Annotated in this window: 17 protein-coding genes and 1 riboswitch; of the genes, 12 read left to right on the forward strand and 5 right to left on the reverse strand. The window is 65.6% G+C overall.

Translation table 11 applies throughout. The features are described 5' to 3' along the window. Nucleotides 1–72: 72 nt before the first annotated feature. Complete coding sequence (locus tag ACVC5H_RS11485; RefSeq protein WP_489622416.1) at nucleotides 73–861, reverse strand: 2-keto-4-pentenoate hydratase; 789 nt, start codon at nucleotides 859–861, stop codon at nucleotides 73–75. Between the two features lie 31 nt (nucleotides 862–892). Further along, nucleotides 893–1348, reverse strand: a complete 456-nt coding sequence (locus ACVC5H_RS11490; RefSeq protein WP_489622417.1) for a CopD family protein — start codon at nucleotides 1346–1348, stop codon at nucleotides 893–895. Nucleotides 1349–1504: 156 nt separating this feature from the next. On the opposite strand from ACVC5H_RS11490, the gene ACVC5H_RS11495 reads away from it, so the two are divergent. Further along, on the forward strand, nucleotides 1505–2371 hold the full coding sequence (locus ACVC5H_RS11495) for an MOSC domain-containing protein (RefSeq protein ID WP_489622418.1): 867 nt from the start codon (nucleotides 1505–1507) through the stop codon (nucleotides 2369–2371). 128 nt (nucleotides 2372–2499) lie between these two features. On the opposite strand, the gene ACVC5H_RS11500 is transcribed toward ACVC5H_RS11495, so the two are convergent. The 3 genes from ACVC5H_RS11500 to ACVC5H_RS11510 form a co-directional block, all read right to left on the reverse strand. Further along, nucleotides 2500–2943, reverse strand: coding sequence for a hypothetical protein (locus ACVC5H_RS11500; protein WP_489622419.1), 444 nt, complete (start codon nucleotides 2941–2943; stop codon nucleotides 2500–2502). Nucleotides 2944–3281: 338 nt separating this feature from the next. Then, nucleotides 3282–4274: a UTP--glucose-1-phosphate uridylyltransferase GalU gene (gene galU, locus ACVC5H_RS11505; protein WP_489622420.1), complete on the reverse strand. Its 993-nt coding sequence runs from the start codon at nucleotides 4272–4274 to the stop codon at nucleotides 3282–3284. 81 nt (nucleotides 4275–4355) lie between these two features. Then, nucleotides 4356–4763: a hypothetical protein gene (locus ACVC5H_RS11510; RefSeq protein WP_489622421.1), complete on the reverse strand. Its 408-nt coding sequence runs from the start codon at nucleotides 4761–4763 to the stop codon at nucleotides 4356–4358. Nucleotides 4764–5164: 401 nt separating this feature from the next. On the opposite strand from ACVC5H_RS11510, the gene ACVC5H_RS11515 reads away from it, so the two are divergent. The 11 genes from ACVC5H_RS11515 to ACVC5H_RS11565 all read left to right on the forward strand — a co-directional run bounded on the left by ACVC5H_RS11515 (nucleotide 5165) and on the right by ACVC5H_RS11565 (nucleotide 17838). Then, on the forward strand, nucleotides 5165–5416 hold the full coding sequence (locus ACVC5H_RS11515) for a GlsB/YeaQ/YmgE family stress response membrane protein (protein ID WP_017450312.1): 252 nt from the start codon (nucleotides 5165–5167) through the stop codon (nucleotides 5414–5416). A gap of 360 nt (nucleotides 5417–5776) precedes the next feature. Continuing rightward, nucleotides 5777–7426 carry a phosphoglucomutase (alpha-D-glucose-1,6-bisphosphate-dependent) gene (pgm, locus tag ACVC5H_RS11520; RefSeq protein WP_489622422.1) on the forward strand — a complete coding sequence of 550 codons (1650 nt, stop codon included), beginning with the start codon at nucleotides 5777–5779 and terminating at the stop codon, nucleotides 7424–7426. Between the two features lie 158 nt (nucleotides 7427–7584). Continuing rightward, on the forward strand, nucleotides 7585–7941 hold the full coding sequence (locus ACVC5H_RS11525) for a hypothetical protein (protein ID WP_489622423.1): 357 nt from the start codon (nucleotides 7585–7587) through the stop codon (nucleotides 7939–7941). 49 nt (nucleotides 7942–7990) lie between these two features. After that, nucleotides 7991–8137, forward strand: a complete 147-nt coding sequence (locus ACVC5H_RS11530; protein ID WP_489622424.1) for a hypothetical protein — start codon at nucleotides 7991–7993, stop codon at nucleotides 8135–8137. A gap of 326 nt (nucleotides 8138–8463) precedes the next feature. Continuing rightward, the gene (locus ACVC5H_RS11535; RefSeq protein ID WP_489622425.1) at nucleotides 8464–9159 is read left to right on the forward strand and encodes a hypothetical protein; all 696 of its coding nucleotides are present in this window, start codon (nucleotides 8464–8466) and stop codon (nucleotides 9157–9159) included. A 189-nt stretch (nucleotides 9160–9348) separates the two neighbouring features. Further along, on the forward strand, nucleotides 9349–9972 hold the full coding sequence (locus tag ACVC5H_RS11540; protein WP_489622426.1) for a hypothetical protein: 624 nt from the start codon (nucleotides 9349–9351) through the stop codon (nucleotides 9970–9972). 79 nt (nucleotides 9973–10051) lie between these two features. Beyond that, nucleotides 10052–10280, forward strand: a riboswitch (cobalamin riboswitch). A gap of 141 nt (nucleotides 10281–10421) precedes the next feature. Beyond that, entirely contained in the window at nucleotides 10422–10637 is a 216-nt protein-coding gene (locus ACVC5H_RS11545; RefSeq protein ID WP_489622427.1) for a CbtB domain-containing protein, read from the forward strand. A gap of 10 nt (nucleotides 10638–10647) precedes the next feature. Beyond that, the gene (locus ACVC5H_RS11550; RefSeq protein ID WP_489622428.1) at nucleotides 10648–11355 is read left to right on the forward strand and encodes a CbtA family protein; all 708 of its coding nucleotides are present in this window, start codon (nucleotides 10648–10650) and stop codon (nucleotides 11353–11355) included. A gap of 66 nt (nucleotides 11356–11421) precedes the next feature. After that, nucleotides 11422–11763 carry a (2Fe-2S) ferredoxin domain-containing protein gene (locus ACVC5H_RS11555; protein ID WP_489622429.1) on the forward strand — a complete coding sequence of 114 codons (342 nt, stop codon included), beginning with the start codon at nucleotides 11422–11424 and terminating at the stop codon, nucleotides 11761–11763. Further along, entirely contained in the window at nucleotides 11756–15868 is a 4113-nt protein-coding gene (locus tag ACVC5H_RS11560) for a cobaltochelatase subunit CobN (protein ID WP_489622430.1), read from the forward strand. The genes ACVC5H_RS11555 and ACVC5H_RS11560 overlap by 8 nt, the downstream gene beginning before the upstream one ends. Further along, nucleotides 15865–17838, forward strand: coding sequence for a putative cobaltochelatase (locus tag ACVC5H_RS11565; RefSeq protein ID WP_489622431.1), 1974 nt, complete (start codon nucleotides 15865–15867; stop codon nucleotides 17836–17838). The genes ACVC5H_RS11560 and ACVC5H_RS11565 overlap by 4 nt, the downstream gene beginning before the upstream one ends. Nucleotides 17839–17843 lie beyond the last annotated feature (5 nt).

The following is a 17843-nucleotide window of genomic DNA, read 5'->3' on the forward strand; positions in this document are numbered from 1 at the left end:
CGGCCATTGCCCCAATAGCAAAAAGGGATGAGCCCACGCTCATCCCTTTTTGCATTGCGTGCAGCTCAGGCGCTAATCCAGATGCACCAGCACCGATCCCAAGACGCCCAGTTCGGCGCGCACCGTCTGTCCGGCGCGCACCGGTATCGGCACGATGGTGGAGCCACTGGCCACCAGTTGGCCAGCGCCCAGCGTCAGCCCGTGCTCGCGCAATTCATTGGCCAGCCAGGTCAGCGCCACCCACGGATCGCCCAGCACCTGGGCACCGCTGCCGGCGCGCTGCTCGCCGCCCTCGATGGTCGCCGAGGTCGCCAGGGCGGCCAGGTCCAGGCTGCGCCAGTCGGCGCTGGCCGGCGCACCCAGTACGAACTGGTCGGCACAGCTGTTGTCGGCGATCATTTGCGCGGCCCCGACGTGGCGGAACTGCTCATAGCGGGTATCCGGGATCTCGATGGCCGGGTGCACCGCCGCCACCGCCGCCATCACTTCGTCTTGCGAGTAGGGCGTGCTGCGTGGGGCCAGGGTGCTACCCATGCGGAAGGCCACTTCGACCTCGGCCACGCTCATCAGGTTGTCGCCCAGGGTGATGCGGGCACCGCTGCGATGAACGCGCTCGGCCAGCAGGCGGCCCGCCAGCGGCGCATCGACGTTGATCAGTTGCTGTCCGCCCGGGCCGGTCGCGGCGATCTTCCAGCCGGCCAGCGGCGCGAAGCTGCGCGCTTCCAGACGGCCCTGGATGTCATAGGCCTGGCGCCGGTCGGCCGGTTGCAGATGCGCCGGCAATTGCTCGATGCGGCGGTTGTGGGCCCAGCAGTCCCAGAGCAGGTCGGCCGCTGCCTGGCATTGTGATTCGGTCAGCACGGATGTCTTCCCCCAAGAAAGAGATGTTGATTCAGGCGCTCAACGGGCCCAGTGCGCCGATGGCAATGGTCAGCAAGCCCAGGCACAGGTTGATGCCGACCAACATGCGCACCTGGCGCAGCGCACGCGAGGCGCGGTCCCAGTCCTGCTGGGCGGTGGCCAGCTTGAGGCGGCGGAAGGGGGCAAAGAAGATGTGGGCAAAGATCAGCATCATCACCACGCCGATGCCGCTCATGGCGTGCACGTAAGGCGGCAGTCTGGCGGCCCCGGCACCCATGGCCATCATCATGTGCAGGCCGCTCCCCAGCACCAGCGCAATGGCGACCCAGACCCAGAGGAAGAAATTGGCCAGCACCGCCGCCATCAGGCTCAGTCGCTGCTCGGGGTGCAGTACGGAGAGCGCGGGGCGCAGCGCCATGTGGGCGAAGAACATGCCGCCGACCCAGAGGGTCAGTCCCAGCAGATGGAAGAATTTGGCAAACAGCATGGCGCTCCCGGCAGAAATGTTCATAAAAATCTTTCAGGATTGTCGCATGAGTCAGAACACGGCGTATCGCGAGTCGGGCGAAAGGCGCAGCTTGTGGTAATGTCGCGGCCGACACGTCATCAGCAATTTTGCCGCCATCCGAGGGACGCTATCACCATGTCGAGCACGACCTGCACCATCAGCGCCATCCACTTCTATCCCGTCAAGTCCTGCGGTGGACTCTCGCTCACGCGCGCCGAAATCGGTCCGCTGGGCCTGGCGCTGGACCGCCACTGGATGCTGGTGGATCGCCAGGGCCAGTTCCTGACCCAGCGCAGCCACCCGCAGATGGCTTGCATCACGCCGGCCTTCGAAGGCGACACGCTGGTATTGCGCGCGCCCGGCATGAGCCCGCTGCGGCTGGCGGCCGCAGGCGAGGATGGCGCTAGGCTCACCGTGCAGGTCTGGAGCAGCCGGCTGGAGGCGCTGGACCAGGGCGAGCAGGCGCGGGCATGGTTCTCCAACTACTTGCAGGAAGACGCGCGGCTGGTGCGTTTCAACCCGGCCGTCGAGCGCGCCTGCAGTGCCCGCTGGACCGGCGAGCATCGCGCTACCACGCAGTTCTCGGATGGCTATCCGCTGCTGGTGATCGGCCAGGCCTCGCTGGATGATCTCAACGCCCGGCTCGCGGCCAAGGGTGCGCCGGCCTTGCCCATGGAGCGGTTTCGCCCGAACCTGGTCATCAGCGGTTTGGAGGCCTATGAAGAAGATTTCATCGATACCTTGCGCCTGGGCAGTGGTGACCGTTGTGTGCAACTGAAGCTGGTGAAGCCTTGTGCAAGATGTCCGGTGCCCGGCATTGACCAGCGCAGCGGGCAGCGCGATCCGCACTGGCCCGATGAACCGCTGGCCACGCTGGCGACCTACCGTGCCAATGCACGCGTGGATGGCGGTATTACTTTCGGCCAGAACGCCATCGTCATCGGCGGGGAGGGCGGCGTGATCGAGGTCGGCCAGCCCTGCGAATGGGAATTCAATTTCTGAACGCCTCCTGCGGGCGCCTTCCCGGCAAGCACTGAAGCCGCACCAAAAACAATGCCGCCCGGTGCGAACCGGGCGGCATTGTCTGCAAGTGCGTCAGCCATGCCGGGCATGGCCTGCATCGAGGGTGCTTACTTCTTAGGACGGCCGACCTTCAGCGGGGTCAGGCTGCCCAGGATGTCCTTCAATTCGGTGATCGTCAGGTTCTTGATCAGCGACACGCCGATGCGCAGCAGGTCGCTCTTCTTGATCTCCACGCCGGACTTCAGGCAGGTCTTCTTGACCTGGGCCAGCACGGCGTATTCGTTCTCGGGCATGGTGAAGCTGTCGCGCACTTGCTTGACCTTCTTGGTCTTGGGCGCTTTTTCGACCTTCTCTGCCTTGACCGGCTTTTCTACCTTTTCCACCTTCTTTTCGGCCTTGGCCGCAGCAGGGGCTGCAGCAGGCTTGGCGGCCGCACGGGTGGCGGGCTTGACGGCAGGTTTCTTCACCGCGGCGGGCTTGGGGGCTGCCGCCTTGGCGACAGGTTTCTTCGTTTCGGTTGATGCTGCTGCGGCTTGAACTCTGGTGGCCATGAACGCTCCTCTGAAAATTGATATAAACAATATATATTTTTTGCGCCTTTGCCGCAACATTCCTGCCGTCTGGCAACGATTTCATCGTCGCTTTTCTGGTTTGCAAACGTTTTCAGACCGTGTGCGGTGGCCACAGCATACGCTGCTTGGCCTGGATGTGCGGCGAGTTACCTTGTCCCGGGCGTAATGAACTTCTCCAGATTCATGGCCGCGATGCTAGCAAGTCCAGGTTAAAACTCCGTGACAAAGGTCAAAACAATTTACGAGAAGCACACTGGCATAAAAAAAAGCAGCCCGGCCTTGCGGACGGACTGCAATCAACAACGTTCAACGGGGACTTACATGCTACGGGCGACGGCTGGCAGATCTTCGGTGGTGGCTGCGACATGGGCAGGCTTGAGGGGAGTCACGACGGCCGGTCCCTTGGGCTGGGCGGCCTGGGCCAGATCGTGCTGGCTGGCGAATTCCTGCAGATACTGGGCAAAGCCGCTGCCCACTTCCTTGTGCTTGAAGCCCATGGCCACGGCAGCCTTCAGGTAGCCGAGCTTGGAGCCGCAATCAAAACGCTGGCCTTCGTAGCGATAAGCCAGGATCTGTTCGTGCTCCAGCAGGGCAGAGATGGCATCGGTGAGCTGAATCTCGCCACCGGCACCGGTACCGATGTTTTCCAGGCGCTCGAAGATGGCCGGGGTCAGCACGTAGCGGCCGACGACGGCCAGCGTCGAGGGCGCCTCTTCGGGGGACGGTTTTTCGACGATGCCGCTCAACAGTTCGGTGCGCTCGCCATAGGCGCTGCCGCTGACGATGCCGTACTGGCGGGTGTCCGGGCGCGGCACGTCCTGCACGGCCAGCAGGCTCTTGCCTTCACGCTCGTAGAGTTCGGTCATCTGCGCCATCACGTTCTTCTGGCCGGGCTCGGCGTCCATGAAGTCGTCGGCCAGCAGCACCGCGAAGGGTTCATCGCCCACCAGCGGCTTGGCCAGCAGCACGGCATGGCCCAGGCCCAGGGGCTCGGCCTGGCGCACGTAGACGCAGTTGATGTGCTTGGGAATGACGTTGCGGATGGTTTCGAGCAGCTTCACCTTGCCGGCGGCTTCCAGTTCGCTTTCCAGCTCATAGGCCTTGTCGAAGTGATCTTCGATGGCGCGCTTGTTGCGGCCGGTGATGAAGATCATCTCGGTGATGCCGGCTTCCACGGCTTCTTCCACGGCGTACTGGATCAGCGGCTTGTCGACGATGGGCAGCATCTCCTTGGGTTGCGCCTTGGTAGCGGGGAGGAAGCGGCTGCCGAGGCCAGCGACGGGGAAGACGGCTTTGGTGATTTTTTTCATGGTGAGTCCAGGTTGTGGTTGAGTGATGGGCGTGGCGCCCTCATGCACACAATGCAGGCTTGCTGTGGCGGATGCGCCTCGTTATGCCTGTCTGTTGTTCTTGATCATCTTCAGCTGCAGGAAAGCGCGGCAACCGTGAAACAGCGGCGCCACACCCGGAAAAGCATGGCTCAGTGCATTGGTCGCCGTCTCCAGCAGACTGGCGCGCGGCTTGCGGCGCTGCTCCTGCAGCGGGGATGTGGTCTCCTCAGTTGCCAGTTCGATGGGCTGCGGCAGGCTGCCCTCATTGAGCTGATCCAGCACCGAGGCCAGTTGCGGTGCCTTCATCGAAATCTGCTGCAGCAGCTGTGCCGATTCCCGGGCGTAGCGTGCGTAGTGCTCGGCGAACTCGGCGCCCTGTGCGGCTTGCGGTGCACCGCCGAATGCATTCAGGGCAAAGGCATTGGCAAAGACGGGCGAGGGGCGGGCGCTGGATTCGGTGGCGGACATGATGGCGGCTCTCTTGGAAAGTCGGGCTGGCAAATACGGGTTCTTGTCGGCGCTGCGGCAAGCTGTGCCATGCAAGTCAATGCTGCACTGCGCCTATGGAAAGCAAGAGTAAAAAAACTCGCGCTTCCTCTCTATAGGAATGCCGCTTTTTGCTGTGTAGGAAAAGCGGAAGACTCGGCAGTGCCTGCGTTGGCGCAGCCCGGCGCTGCAGCGGCGCGCCTTTGTCTCCGCACATGGCGGGCTTGTCCTACAGGGAAATGGGCCGCTGTCCGATAGTTCTCCGATGCGCGCTTTCCTATCATCACCTCATCTGTTTCGCCGAGCGCTTGCAGAGAAGAGGAGACCGCCCGTCGGTTTCCGACATCAACCCAAGAACGACAGAACGAGTGAAAGGGAACATCATGGAACACGGACTCATCGCATGGCTGATCATTGGTGCCGTCGCCGGCTGGCTGGCCGGCGTGCTGGTCAAGGGCGGCGGCTTCGGGCTGCTGGCTGACATCCTCATCGGCATCGTCGGCGCGGTCATCGGCGGCTGGCTGGCGGGCCTCCTGGGCATCGCTGTCGGCGGCGGCATCCTGGCCTCCATCGTCACCGCCACGCTGGGTGCCATCGTGCTGCTGGTGATCGTGCGCGCCTTCCGGCGAGCCTGACCGGGGCGGCATGCGGCTGTGGCCTCGCCGGCTGCGCTGCTTGTCGTGACACGATGCGTCCGGGCCCCGGCCCGGGCGCGTTTTGTTTTTGAGCACATCCCTTCATGCCAGCACGGCCGGCGACGCCGGTTTCCTGCGCGCAAGCCCATGAGCAGTGCCCTATGGCAAGACTCTTGCAAGAATCTTCATATCGATGCTGCAGCGCGCCATCCTGGCGTTACAATACTTGCGATGTTGAAAAAAGATTAAGTTGCGAAGGGGCGCAACGCGCCTGCCGGATGGGCAAGACACTGCAGCAGCTGTGCAAGCGGGCCGCCGCCTTCGTTTCCTCAGGTATCCATTCATCCAGAAGAAAACATCATGAGTAACGTCAATCCCCTCGCCGGCAAGCGTGCCGCGCCGACGGCCCTGGTGAATCTGCCGGTGCTGCTGTCGAACTACTACAGCCTGCGTCCCGACGTGGCCGAGGCAAGCCACCGGGTGGCCTTCGGCACCTCCGGCCATCGCGGCAATGCCAATGCCCACAGCTTCAATGAATGGCACGTGCTGGCCATCACCCAGGCCATCTGCGACTACCGCAAGGAACAGGGCTTCAAGGGCCCGCTGTTCTTGGGCATCGATACCCATGCCTTGTCGGAACCGGCCTGGCATAGCGCGCTGGAAGTGCTGGCCGCCAACGAGGTGGTGACCATGCTGGCCGAAGGCAGCCCTTACGCCCCCACGCCGGCCGTCTCGCACGCCATCCTCACGCACAACCGCGTGCACAAGGACAAGCTGGCCGATGGCATCGTGGTCACGCCCTCGCACAATCCGCCCGACAATGGCGGCTTCAAGTACAACATGCCCAACGGCGGCCCCTCGGATTCCAACGTCACCAGCTGGATCGAGCAGCGCGCCAATGGCTACCTGCAGCACAAGCTGGAAGGCGTGCGCCGGATCAGCTTCGAGAAGGCGCTCAAGGCCGAGACCACGCGCCGCTACGACTATCTGGACAACTACGTCGGCGACCTGCCCAACATCATCGATCTGGCCGCCATCGGTGCAGCCAACGTCAGGATCGGCGTGGACCCGCTGGGCGGCGCCGGGCTGCATTACTGGTCGGCCATCGCGGACCGCTACAAGCTCAACCTGGAAGTGGTCAACACGGACGTCGATGCGAGCTTTCGCTTCGTGCCACTGGACTGGGACGCGCAGATCCGCATGGACCCGTCCTCGCCCTATGCCATGAGCGAGCTGATCGCCTTGAAGGACCGCTTCGACGTGGCCATGGCCTGCGATACCGACCACGACCGCCATGGCATCGTCGCCAGGAGTACCGGCCTGCTGCCGGCCAATGACTATCTCTCGGTGGCGGTGTACTACCTGTTCCGCCATCGCCCGGCCTGGCGCGCCGATGCTGCCGTGGGCAAGACCCTGGTATCGAGCCAGATGATCAATCGCGTAGCTGCCCACCTGGGCCGCAAGCTGCTGGAAATGCCGGTGGGCTTCAAGTGGTTCGTCGATGGCCTGTACGACGGCAGCCTGGCCTTCGGTTGCGAGGAGAGTGCCGGCGCTTCCTTCGTGCGCTTCGATGGCCAGCCCTGGAGCACAGACAAGGACGGCATCACCGCCGCCTTGCTGGCCGCCGAGATGACCGCCCGCACCGGCAACGACCCCGGCCAGATCTACCAGGACCTGACCCGGCAACTGGGCGCGCCCGTCAATGGCCGCAAGGAAGCCGCCGCCACGCCGGAGCAGAAGGCGCGCCTGTCCAAGCTGTCGCCGCAGGATGTCAGCTCCACCGAACTGGCCGGCGAAACCATCCGCGAAGTGATGACCACGGCGCCGGCCAACGGCAAGGCCTTCGGCGGGCTGAAGATCGTCACCGACAACGGCTGGTTCGCGGCCCGTCCATCCGGTACCGAGAGCATCTACAAGATCTATGCCGAAAGCTTCCGCGACCAGGCCCATCTGGATCGCATCTTTGCCGAGGCGCAAGAGATCGTCACTCGCGCGCTCAAGGCCGGCTGAGTCGCCGCGACGCCGCGTACAGGACGCCGCCGGCCCTTGGGGACGGCGGCGTTTTTTTCCATTCTTCCTACAGGCGAATGGGCCGATGTCTGGCTGAGGGCAGGGGCGCGGCTTCGTAAGATGGCGTGTGCCTTCCAACCACCCCAAGGAGGACCGCCATGGACCAGCCTCGTCCGGATCCCGTCTCGCCGCGGCATACGGCATCGTCCCAGCCACCGGCTGCCGCCTTGCTGCGGCCGCCCGGCGCGCCGCCCGTCCCGCCGCGTGGAGCGGTGCCGGACCACATCGACACCGACCCGGCCCACGTGGTCGAGCCCGATGGCACCGAAGACCCGCTGGCCAACGCCGATGACGGCATCCTGCCGCATCCCGGCGTCAGCCCGCCCCTTCCACCCGCCCAGGAGAACACCATGCACAAGCCCCAGGACACCCCGCCCGTGGAAGTCCCGCCGCTGGACCCGACCCCGCCGCTGGACCCCATCCCCCATCAGAACCCCATGGGCGGCCAGCGCTGAGCGCGCGCTGCTGCCCGCGCCCGGAATTGCCGCACCAGAGGAGGCCTGTTTGAACCAGACCCTGCATACCCCCCAGGAAACCCCGCCCGTCAACGAACCCAACATGCCACCGCCGCCGCTGCCCGATGATGAGCCGGTACCGGTGGAAGACCCGCCGCTGAGCCCCCGTCCTACCGACCAGCCCTTGCGCATGTAACGGTACGCTCTCTGTCCGGCCTGGCTGCGCGCCAGGCCGGCTGTTTTTTTGCCTGTCCTTTCATGCGCTGAGGACGCGTCGCGGTGTGCGAGTCGTGCGCACTGGCTTGGCGGCAGGCGCATGGCGTTTTCCTTCACATGGGCCGGAACCGGCCTATCCTCGGCCTTCTCCCGGCACCATTCTCCCGGCACCATTCTCCCGCGTGGATTGAGACTTTTCTCATTCAAGCCGCTTTGTATCTGTGAAAACATGTCTTTTTTTCGGCGACAGCAGATGAATCGAGCAGGGCTGCCGCCACGGTCGTGTTTTCCCTGAGGAGTGGCGCCGTGTTCCCTTATCCCCCGCAGTCCCTTGGCTTTCCCGCCGGTCGCCGGCATTGCGTCGTGGCGGCGCTGCCGCTCTATGTGCTGGTGCGCCAGTCTCCCGCTGGCGGAGGTGCCGCCCAGGTACTGTGCGAGCCGGTCATGTCCGGTGAGGCCAGCGGCAGCCAGGCGATGGTGGTCTATCTGTCGCCCTTCGAGGCCAGTCTGGATGCTCTCTGGCTGGGCTTGTCGCCCGAGGCTTACCGGGTGCTGCCGGCCTCGGCATTTTCTCCGGACGAGTTGATCGCGCGCCACCACGGCTATCTGCCGTACTGCCTGCACGTCGCCTGGGGCGCCCACGAAGGCTGCCTGGCAGTGCGTGAGCAGGGCGGACCGGTACGGCTGTTCTCGGCCAAGATGGCCAGGGTGTCGGAGCGGATAGACACCATCACCCTGGACATCGGGCTGGCCGATCTGGAGTGTGCGGCCCGCTTGTGGGAGTGCGCCGGCCTGTTTGCCCGCTGCGAGACCGATGCCCGCCTGCTGAGACTGAGCCCGCCCGAGCGACACCGGCATGCCGCCCGCGCCATCGAGCGGGTACCCGCCACGACCGCGCCCGGCCAGGAAATCAACCAGCTCGCGCTGTACGACGCCGAAGCAGCGCAGTGGCATTTCATCTCCCTGGATCTCTTTGCCAGCGTGGCGGGCCAGACGCGCTGAAGAGGCGACAGCTTCCGGTCTGCCGTTGACGACCAGGCAGGCCAAGCATTCAAAAAGCCAGTAAGAAGAGACTTCCTGTCGTCATTGAGAGTTTTCTCATATTCATTGCATTGCCCTTCTGCAACTATGGGGGTGAGGTTTGATCCTCGCCGCGCCCGCCCCCATCCCTGTTGCCTGAAGGAGCCGCCCTTGAACCGCTTCCTTGCCCCTTTGTACCGTTCCAAGGCAAACATGCTGCGCTGCTTGCCGTTGATCCTGCTCTTCGTCTGCCTGGCAGCGTTGCCAGGGCCGCCAGCACCGCCTGAAGAAGTGCTCGATAGTTGCCTGGCCGTGGACCAGATGCCCTTGAGCGCGGTCAGCATCGATCCCGTCGCAGGCCGGGTCGAGGTCATGGAAGGCGGCCCGGCGTCGCCGTACAGCCTGTACCTGCCCGATGGCGACAACCGCATGCTGCGCATCGGCTATGCCAGTGGCAAGCCGCCCGGACGCGACTACCTCTTCGTCAACTCGCACCGGGGCTACCTCGACCGCGCCGTGGGCCTGAGCCCGGACGCCGCGCCCCGCCTGGAACGCCCGCACAAGGCTTTGTTTGCCATGCTGGGCTACCTGGGCGAGCGCTACCTGTGCCTGATGGAAATGCACGGGCAGGGCGGCGGCACGCGCCAGCGCTCGGCCTACGTGGCCCGCATCCCCAGCCGCATGGGTGTGGAAATGACCCTGTATTACAAACTGGCGGCATCGCCCGTGCCGTCCTCATCCTCGCCGGCGCCTGTCTCGCCGGGCCTGCCGGCGCGTCCCGACACCCCCCGCTAAAGCCGCCGCCAGCAGGCAGCTTGACCACTTCCGCTGACAATCGCGGTTGCCCAAGCCGGTCCCCGCCTTTATACTTCGTGCCTTGAGCATTGCTTCTGGTATCCCGCGCGCAGCCGCGCCAGGGATTGAAACGGGAAGCCGGTGCGGCCGGTGCCACAGCACCGCGCCAAGGCCGGCGCTGCCCCCGCAACGGTAAGCGAGGAAGGACACGCACTACGCCACTGTGCCGCGCGCATGGGAAGGCGCCTGTCCCGAAGCCCAGGCTTCCCCTCGCCAGCCCGGAGACCGGCCAGTGGCAACTTCTTCAATGCATCGCGGAGGGCGATCATGCGGAAAGCTTCCATCATTTCCCGCTGGTGTGAACCGGCGCCGTCCGATGACGGCGGGATCGTGCTTGGGCGCTCGCCGCGTGGCTTCCTTCGTTTCATCCACCTGTCCAAGGAAAGCGCATGTCCACTCCCTCCGGTCTGAATGCCCGCCAAGTCGCCGACTCCACCCCCTCCGTTCACACCGGCAGCCAGGTCTGGCGCGACCGCATCGCGCCTTCGCTGCTGGCCTTTGCGCTGGGCGTGGCGCTGATCTACGGTGCCGGCTTCGCCTCCAAGGTCGAGCTGCACAATGCCGCCCACGATGGCCGCCACTCGGCCGGCTTCCCTTGCCACTGAGGAGCGGACGATGAACTGGACGGTCTTGCGGCGCATGGCGTCGGCGGTGGTCATTGCAGGCGCCTTGTCGGGCGTGCTGCTGTCGGGGGTACAGCAATTCCAGGTCGAGAAGATCATCCTCAAGGCAGAGGAATATGAAAAGGCCGGTGAATCAGCTGCCCACGCAGCCGATGCCCACGAGCATGCCCATGAGCACGAGCACGCCCATGACGCCGATGCCTGGGAACCCGCTGACGGCGCTGAACGCACCGGCTACACCGTGCTGGCCAACGTCAGCATGGCGGTCGGTTTTGCGCTGATGCTGGTGGCGGCCTTTACCCTGAGCGGCCGCAAGATCAGCTGGCGCAGCGGCTTGCTGTGGGGCCTGGCCGGTTACGGCGTGTTCTTCGTCGCGCCGTCGCTGGGCTTGCCGCCTGAAGTCCCCGGCACCCTGGCCGCGCCGCTGCATGCGCGCCAGCTCTGGTGGGTGATGACCGCGGCCATGACCGCCGCCAGCCTGGGCCTGTTCGTCTTTACCCGTGGCTGGCCGTGGAAGCTGGCCGGCGTGATGCTGCTGGTGGCACCGCACTTCATCGGCGCGCCCCAGCCCGAGGTCCACGGCAGCGTCGCGCCGGAAGAACTGGCGCAGGCCTTCATCCGTGCCACCGCCGCCGCCAATGCCATCTTCTGGCTGGCGCTGGGCGGGCTGACCGGTTTCTTCTATCGCCGCTTCGGCTGATTTGTCCTGACGTGTCGGACCTCTGTCTGGCGTTGCGGCGCCGGGGAAAGTAAAGCTATCCAAGCCATGAGAACCCATCATCGTCACGTGCTCATGTGCGTGGGTCCGCGTTGTACCGAAAACGGCGTACTGGCCGAAGCCCTGTTCGGCGTGCTGGGCGAGCAGATCGACGCCCGCCCCGAACTGCGCGTCAAGCGTACCCGTACCCACTGCATGGTGGCCTGCAAGGCGCAGGCCCCGGTGGTGGTGGTCTATCCCGAGGGCGTCTGGTATCGCTGCGAAGATGCCAGCGCCATCGAGCGCGTGGTGGTGGAACACCTGGAGGGGGGACGCGAAGTGAGCGAGCTGATCTTCCATCGCCTGGGCAGCGGCGACGTGCTGCCGGAACCGGAGGCCAGCGATGTCTGAATCCTTGGCCCGCATCGTCCTGCTGACGCATGCCCCGACCGACCTGGCCCTGCTGGCCGCTGCGCGCAGCCAGTTGCCGGCGGATTTTCCACCGCTGGCCGGCTATGATCTGCAAGCCCTGCAATCCCGTACCGATGAGCAAGGCCAGCCGCTGCGTACGCTCTCGACCCTGCTGCGTGCCGAGCTGGCCCATGCCAGGGTGATCGTGCTGCGCGTGCTGGGGCGGCTGGGCGCGGTGGCCGGTTTCCCGGAACTGTTGCGGGCCGCACGCGCCGAGGGGCGGCACCTGATCGTGCTCTCCGGCACCGGCGAACCCGATGCCGAACTGGCCGCCGCCTCCACCGCCGCAGCGGACGTGCAGCAGCAGGCGCTGGCCTATTTCAACGGTGGTGGCAGCGTCAATCTGGCGCAACTGCTGCGCTGCCTGTCGGATCGACTGCTCTTCTCCGGCTATGGTTACGAACCTGCGCAAGCCTTGCCGGAACATGGTCTCTATCATCCCGACCTGGAACAGGATGCCAGCCTCGACGACTGGCTGGCCTTGCGCGCCAGCGCACCCGCTGGCAAGCCGGCCGTGGGCATCATCTTCTACCGCGCGCACTGGCTCTCGGGCAATACCGCTTTCATCGATGCGCTGGTCGCCGCACTGGAGGCGCGCGGCATGGACGTGCTGCCGGTCTTCACGTCTTCGCTGCGGGTCTCGTCCGGCAGCGGCAGCGCGCTGCCGCCCGCGCTGGCTTATTTTGCCGGGGGGCGGGTTGATCTCATCATCAATACCACCAGCTTCGCCATGGGCGAGATCACCGCTGGTGGCATCACGCCGGCCGGCTGGTCGGTCTCGGTGCTGGAGCAACTGGACCGCCCGGTGCTGCAAGCCATCACCAGCGGCATGACGCAAGACCAGTGGCAGCATTCCACGCGCGGCATGAACCCGCTGGATGCCGCCATGAACGTGGTCCTGCCCGAATTCGACGGCCGCATCATCGGCGTGCCTTTGTCCTTCAAGCACACCACCGATGCCGGCGTGGTGCAGTACCAGGCCTTGCCGGATCGCGTGCGCCGCATCGCCGGACTGGCGCAGCGTCTGGTGCGTCTGCGCACCACGCCCAATGCGCACAAGCGCATCGCCTTCATCTTCACCAATTCCAACAGCAAGGCCGCACAGATCGGCAATGCCGTGGGGCTGGATGCGCCCGAGTCGCTGATGGCCGTGCTGCGCGCGCTGGCTGCTGACGGCTATGCCATCGGCGAGCTGCCCGAGACCGGCACGGCCCTGATCCACGAACTGGTGGATCGCTGTTCCTACGACGACATCCTCCTCACCGAAGACCAGCTGCGCCGCGCTGCCGCGCGCATTCCCGCAGCGCGTTATGCGCAGTGGTTCGCTGCCTTGCCAGCGGCCTTGCAGGCGCGCATGCAGCGCCAGTGGGGCGCCGCGCCCGGCGAGGCTTACGTCCACGAGCAGCACCTGGTCATTGCCGGCCTGGACCTGGGCAACGCCTTCGTGGCACTGCAACCGCCGCGTGGCTACGGCATGGACCCCGACGCCATCTACCACCAGCCCGACCTGCCGCCTACGCATCACTACTATGCGCTGTACCGCTGGCTGGATGAAGAATGGGGCGCGGATGCCATCGTTCACGTCGGCAAGCACGGCACCCTGGAATGGTTGCCGGGCAAGGGCGTGGGGTTGTCTGAAGAATGTTTCCCGGATGCCTTGCTGGGCGACGTGCCGCTGTTCTATCCCTTCATCATCAATGATCCGGGCGAGGGTTCGCAGGCCAAGCGCCGCGCCCATGCCGTAGTGGTGGACCACCTGACCCCGCCGATGACCACCGCCGACAGCTATGGCGCGCTGGCCCAGCTGACGCAACTGGTGGACGAGTATTACCAGGTCGAGGTGCTGGACCCATCCAAGCTGCCGCTGTTGCAGCAGCAGATCTGGGAGCTGGTGCGCGAGACCAATCTTGATACCGACCTGCAATACAAGCTGCTGCATCACGATCATGACCACGATCACGATCACGGCCATCATCACCATCATGGCCATCACCACCACGATGACCACGAGCATCACGACCACGCGCACGAAGACGGTGCCTTGCCGCACGCCCTGACCGAGCTGGACGGCGCCGGCGTAGCCCACCTGATCGAGGATCTCGATGGCTACCTCTGCGAACTCGGTGCGGCCCAGATCCGCGACGGCCTGCACATTCTCGGCCGCATGCCCGATGCCGCGCAGCTACCCGACATGCTGGTGGCGCTCACGCGCCTGCCCAACCAGGACCTGCCCGGCCTGCAGGAAGAACTGGCGCGCCTCTTCGGCCTCTCGCTGGACATGCTGCTGGAACACAAGGGCCGGCGCCTCAACATCGATGACGCGCTGGCACGCACTGCCGGTCGCGCCATCGTCACCCGCGCCGATGCGCTGGAAGCCATCGATGCGCTGTGCCTGTCGCTGATGCAGTCGCTGCAGCAGCAAGGCTTTGCCGTGCAGGCTATCGACAGCGTGATCCAATCACTGCTGGCACCCCTGTTCACCGCGCCCCTCGAAGAGAAGCCACGCCTGCAACCAACCCAGCAAAAGAGCACCGGCAGTGTATTGGGCGGCATGCGCGCCATGGCGCGTCCCGCGCCGCTGGCCAGGCGTGCGGTGCCAGCGCCGGCCCCAGCCACCAAGGCGACCGATACCAAGGCCCTGCACCGCACCCTGGCCTTCGCCTGCGAGCAACTGGTGCCGCGCCTGCAACGTACCCACGAAGAAATCGGCAACCTGCTCAAGGGCCTGCGCGGTGGCTACATCCCGGCCGGTCCCAGCGGATCGCCCACACGCGGCATGGCGCACATCCTGCCGACCGGACGCAATTTCTATTCGGTCGATCCGCGCAGCGTCCCTTCGCAATCGGCCTGGCGCGTGGGCCAGCAACTGGCGCGCGAGGTGCTGCAGCGCCACCACCGCGAAAGCGGCGACTATCCCGAGAGCGTGGCCATCAGCATCTGGGGCACCAGCGCCATGCGCACCCATGGCGACGACGTGGCGCAGATCCTGTCGCTGATGGGTGCACGCCCCGTCTGGCGCGAGGGCAACCGGCAGGTGGCCGGTGTCGAGCTGGTCCCGCTGGACCAATTGCAGCGTCCGCGCATCGACGTCACCACGCGCATCAGCGGTTTCTTCCGCGATGCCTTCCCGCAGCTCATCGAACTGATCGACGATGCCGTGCAACTGGCCATCGCCGCCGATGAACCGGAAGACATGAACTTCGTGCGCAAGCATTACCTGCGCGACCTGCAGCAGGCCATGCAAAGCGGACTGGGCCAGGCCGAGGCCGCCGCGCAGGCGTCCTATCGCGTCTTCGGCGCCAAGCCGGGCAGCTATGGCGCTGGCATCCTGCCCCTGATCCAGGAAAAGAACTGGCAGGACCAGGCCGACTTCGCCGAGGCCTATATCAACTGGGGAGGCTTCGCCTACGGCCGCAAGGTGCAGGGCGCGGACCAGCGCGAGGCGTTCCGCCAGCGCCTCTCCGGCGTGCAGGTCGCCTTGCACAACCAGGACAACCGCGAACACGATCTCTTCGACAGCGACGATTACCTGCAATACCACGGCGGCATGATCGCCACCATCCGCGCCTTGTCCGGCCAGCAGCCGCGCCATTACTTCGGCGACAGCCACGACCCGCAGCGCGCCGCCGTGCGTGACCTCAAGGAAGAAACCCTGCGTGTCTTCCGCGCCCGCGTGGTCAATCCCAAATGGCTGGCCAGCATCTGCCGCCATGGATACAAGGGGGGACTGGAACTGACGGCCACCGTCGATTACCTGTTCGGTTACGATGCCACCGCGCAAGTGATGGAGGACTGGATGTACCAGCAACTGGCCGAGACCTATGGCTTCGATCCGGCCATGCGCGAGTTTCTGGAGCAGGCCAATCCCTGGGCCCAGAACGCCATCGCCGAGCGTTTGCTGGAAGCCGCCAGCCGGGGCATGTGGCAAACACCACCAGTACAGACCATCGAACAGTTGCGCACACTGTACCTGCACAGTGAATCCCTGCTGGAAGCACGCGGCGAAACGGTGCGCGGCAGTGAACACACCAAGGACATGCAATGACGGCCGCACATGCCTATCCCTTCCCGGCCATCGTCGGCCAGCCCCTGCTGAAACAGGCGCTGCTGCTGTGCGCGGTCGATCCCGGCATCGGCGGCGTGCTGGTGCGCGGTGACAAGGGCACTGCCAAGAGTACGGCCGCACGCGGCCTCACTCAGGTGCTGCCCTCGATCACGTTGAACCAAGGCTGCGCCTTCCATTGCGCCCCGGGCCAGCCGGCCACGGCCTGCACAGTCTGTAATGCTGCGCAGACTGTACCGGTACAGTACCAGGCCACCGTCCCCTTCGTTAACCTGCCACTGGGCGCCACCGAAGACCGCGTACTCGGCTCGCTCGATCTGCAACAAGCCCTGCAGGGTGGCCAGCGTGCGTTCCAGCCGGGCCTGCTGGCGGCGGCGCATCGCGGCATTCTCTACATCGATGAAGTCAATCTGCTGGCCGATCACCTGGTGGACGTGCTGCTGGACGTGGCCGCAATGGGTGTGAATTCCGTGCAGCGCGAGGGCCTGTCCATCAGTCATCCCGCGCGCTTCACGCTGATCGGCACCATGAACCTGGAAGAGGGCGACCTGCGGCCGCAACTGCTGGACCGCTTCGGCCTCATGGTGGAAGTGACCGCGCCGACCGACAAGACCGTGCGTGCCGAGGTGGTGCGCCGGCGCATCGCCTTCGAGGCCGATCCCGCCGCCTTTGCCAACCGCTGGCAAGCACAGCAGGACGCCCTGCGCACCCAGGTGGCCGAGGCCCGTCGCCTGTTGCCCGAGGTCGTGCTGGACGATGCCATGCTGGAACTGATCAGCCATCTCTGCTGCGAGTTCGAGGTGGCCAGCCTGCGCGCGGACATCGTGATGCACAAGACCGCCCGCGCCATCGCGGCCTTGCAGGCGCGTGTGCGCGTGACGCCCGATGATGTCCGCGAGGCCGCCTTGCTGGTACTGCCGCATCGCCGCCGCCGCAAGCCCTTCGAGCAGGCCGGCATGGATGAGGACAAGCTCGATGAGCTGGTCGACCAGGCCCGCCAGCCTGAACCGCCCCATCAGCAAGCTTCCGGTGACGAGTCGCCGGATCATGAAGCCGCCGAGCCGCCGCCCTCTGAAGACCCTTCGCAAGAACAGGAAGGCGAGGGCGGCCAGCAGACCTTCGCTGTCGCTGCCACCGGAACGGCCCGCAAGATCAGCGTCGCCACCACGCCCCAGGCATCGGCCAACGTGGCCAGCGGCCGCCGCAGTGTCGTGGCCGATGCCAGCCGGGGCAGCGCAGTGCGCGCGGTACCGGACGCCAATCCGGACCGGCTGGCCATCGGCGCCACCCTGCGCAGCGCTGCCGTGCGGGGTGCCCTGGCCGGTGAGGCGGGCGCGCAACTGAGCATCACCCGCGCGGACCTGCATCGCCAGGTCCGCAGCGGACGCGGCGCCAACCTGATCGTCTTCATCGTCGACGCTTCCGGCTCCATGGCCGCACAGCGCCGCATGGAAGCGGTCAAGGGCGCGGTGCTGTCCTTGCTGACCGATGCTTACCAGCGCCGCGATCAACTGGCCGTGATCGCCTTCCGTGGCGAGCAGGCGCAATTGTTGCTGGCCCCGACCCGCAGTGCCGACCTGGCCGAGCAGGGCCTGCGCGAACTGCCCACCGGTGGCCGCACACCGCTGCCGCATGCGCTGCAACTGGCGGCGCAGATGCTGCAACAACAGTCGCAGGAGGCGCCGCCGCTGCTGGTGATCCTGTCTGACGGCAAGGCCAACGTCAGCCTGCCCGGCAGCAGCGGCGACCCCTGGACCGAAACCCTGCAGGCCGCACAGACCCTGGCTGCACAGGGCGTGCCCGCGCTGGTGCTGGATACTGAATCCGGCTACCTGCGCCTGGGCCGTGCGGCCCAACTGGCCGAGGCACTGGGTGCGCCTTGCCTGACTCTCGAACAACTGACCGGCGACGCCCTGGCGTTGACCGTGCGTGCGCAACTGGGCGCACGCTGAAAGGA

This window comes from Herbaspirillum sp. Her3, assembly GCF_057961275.1.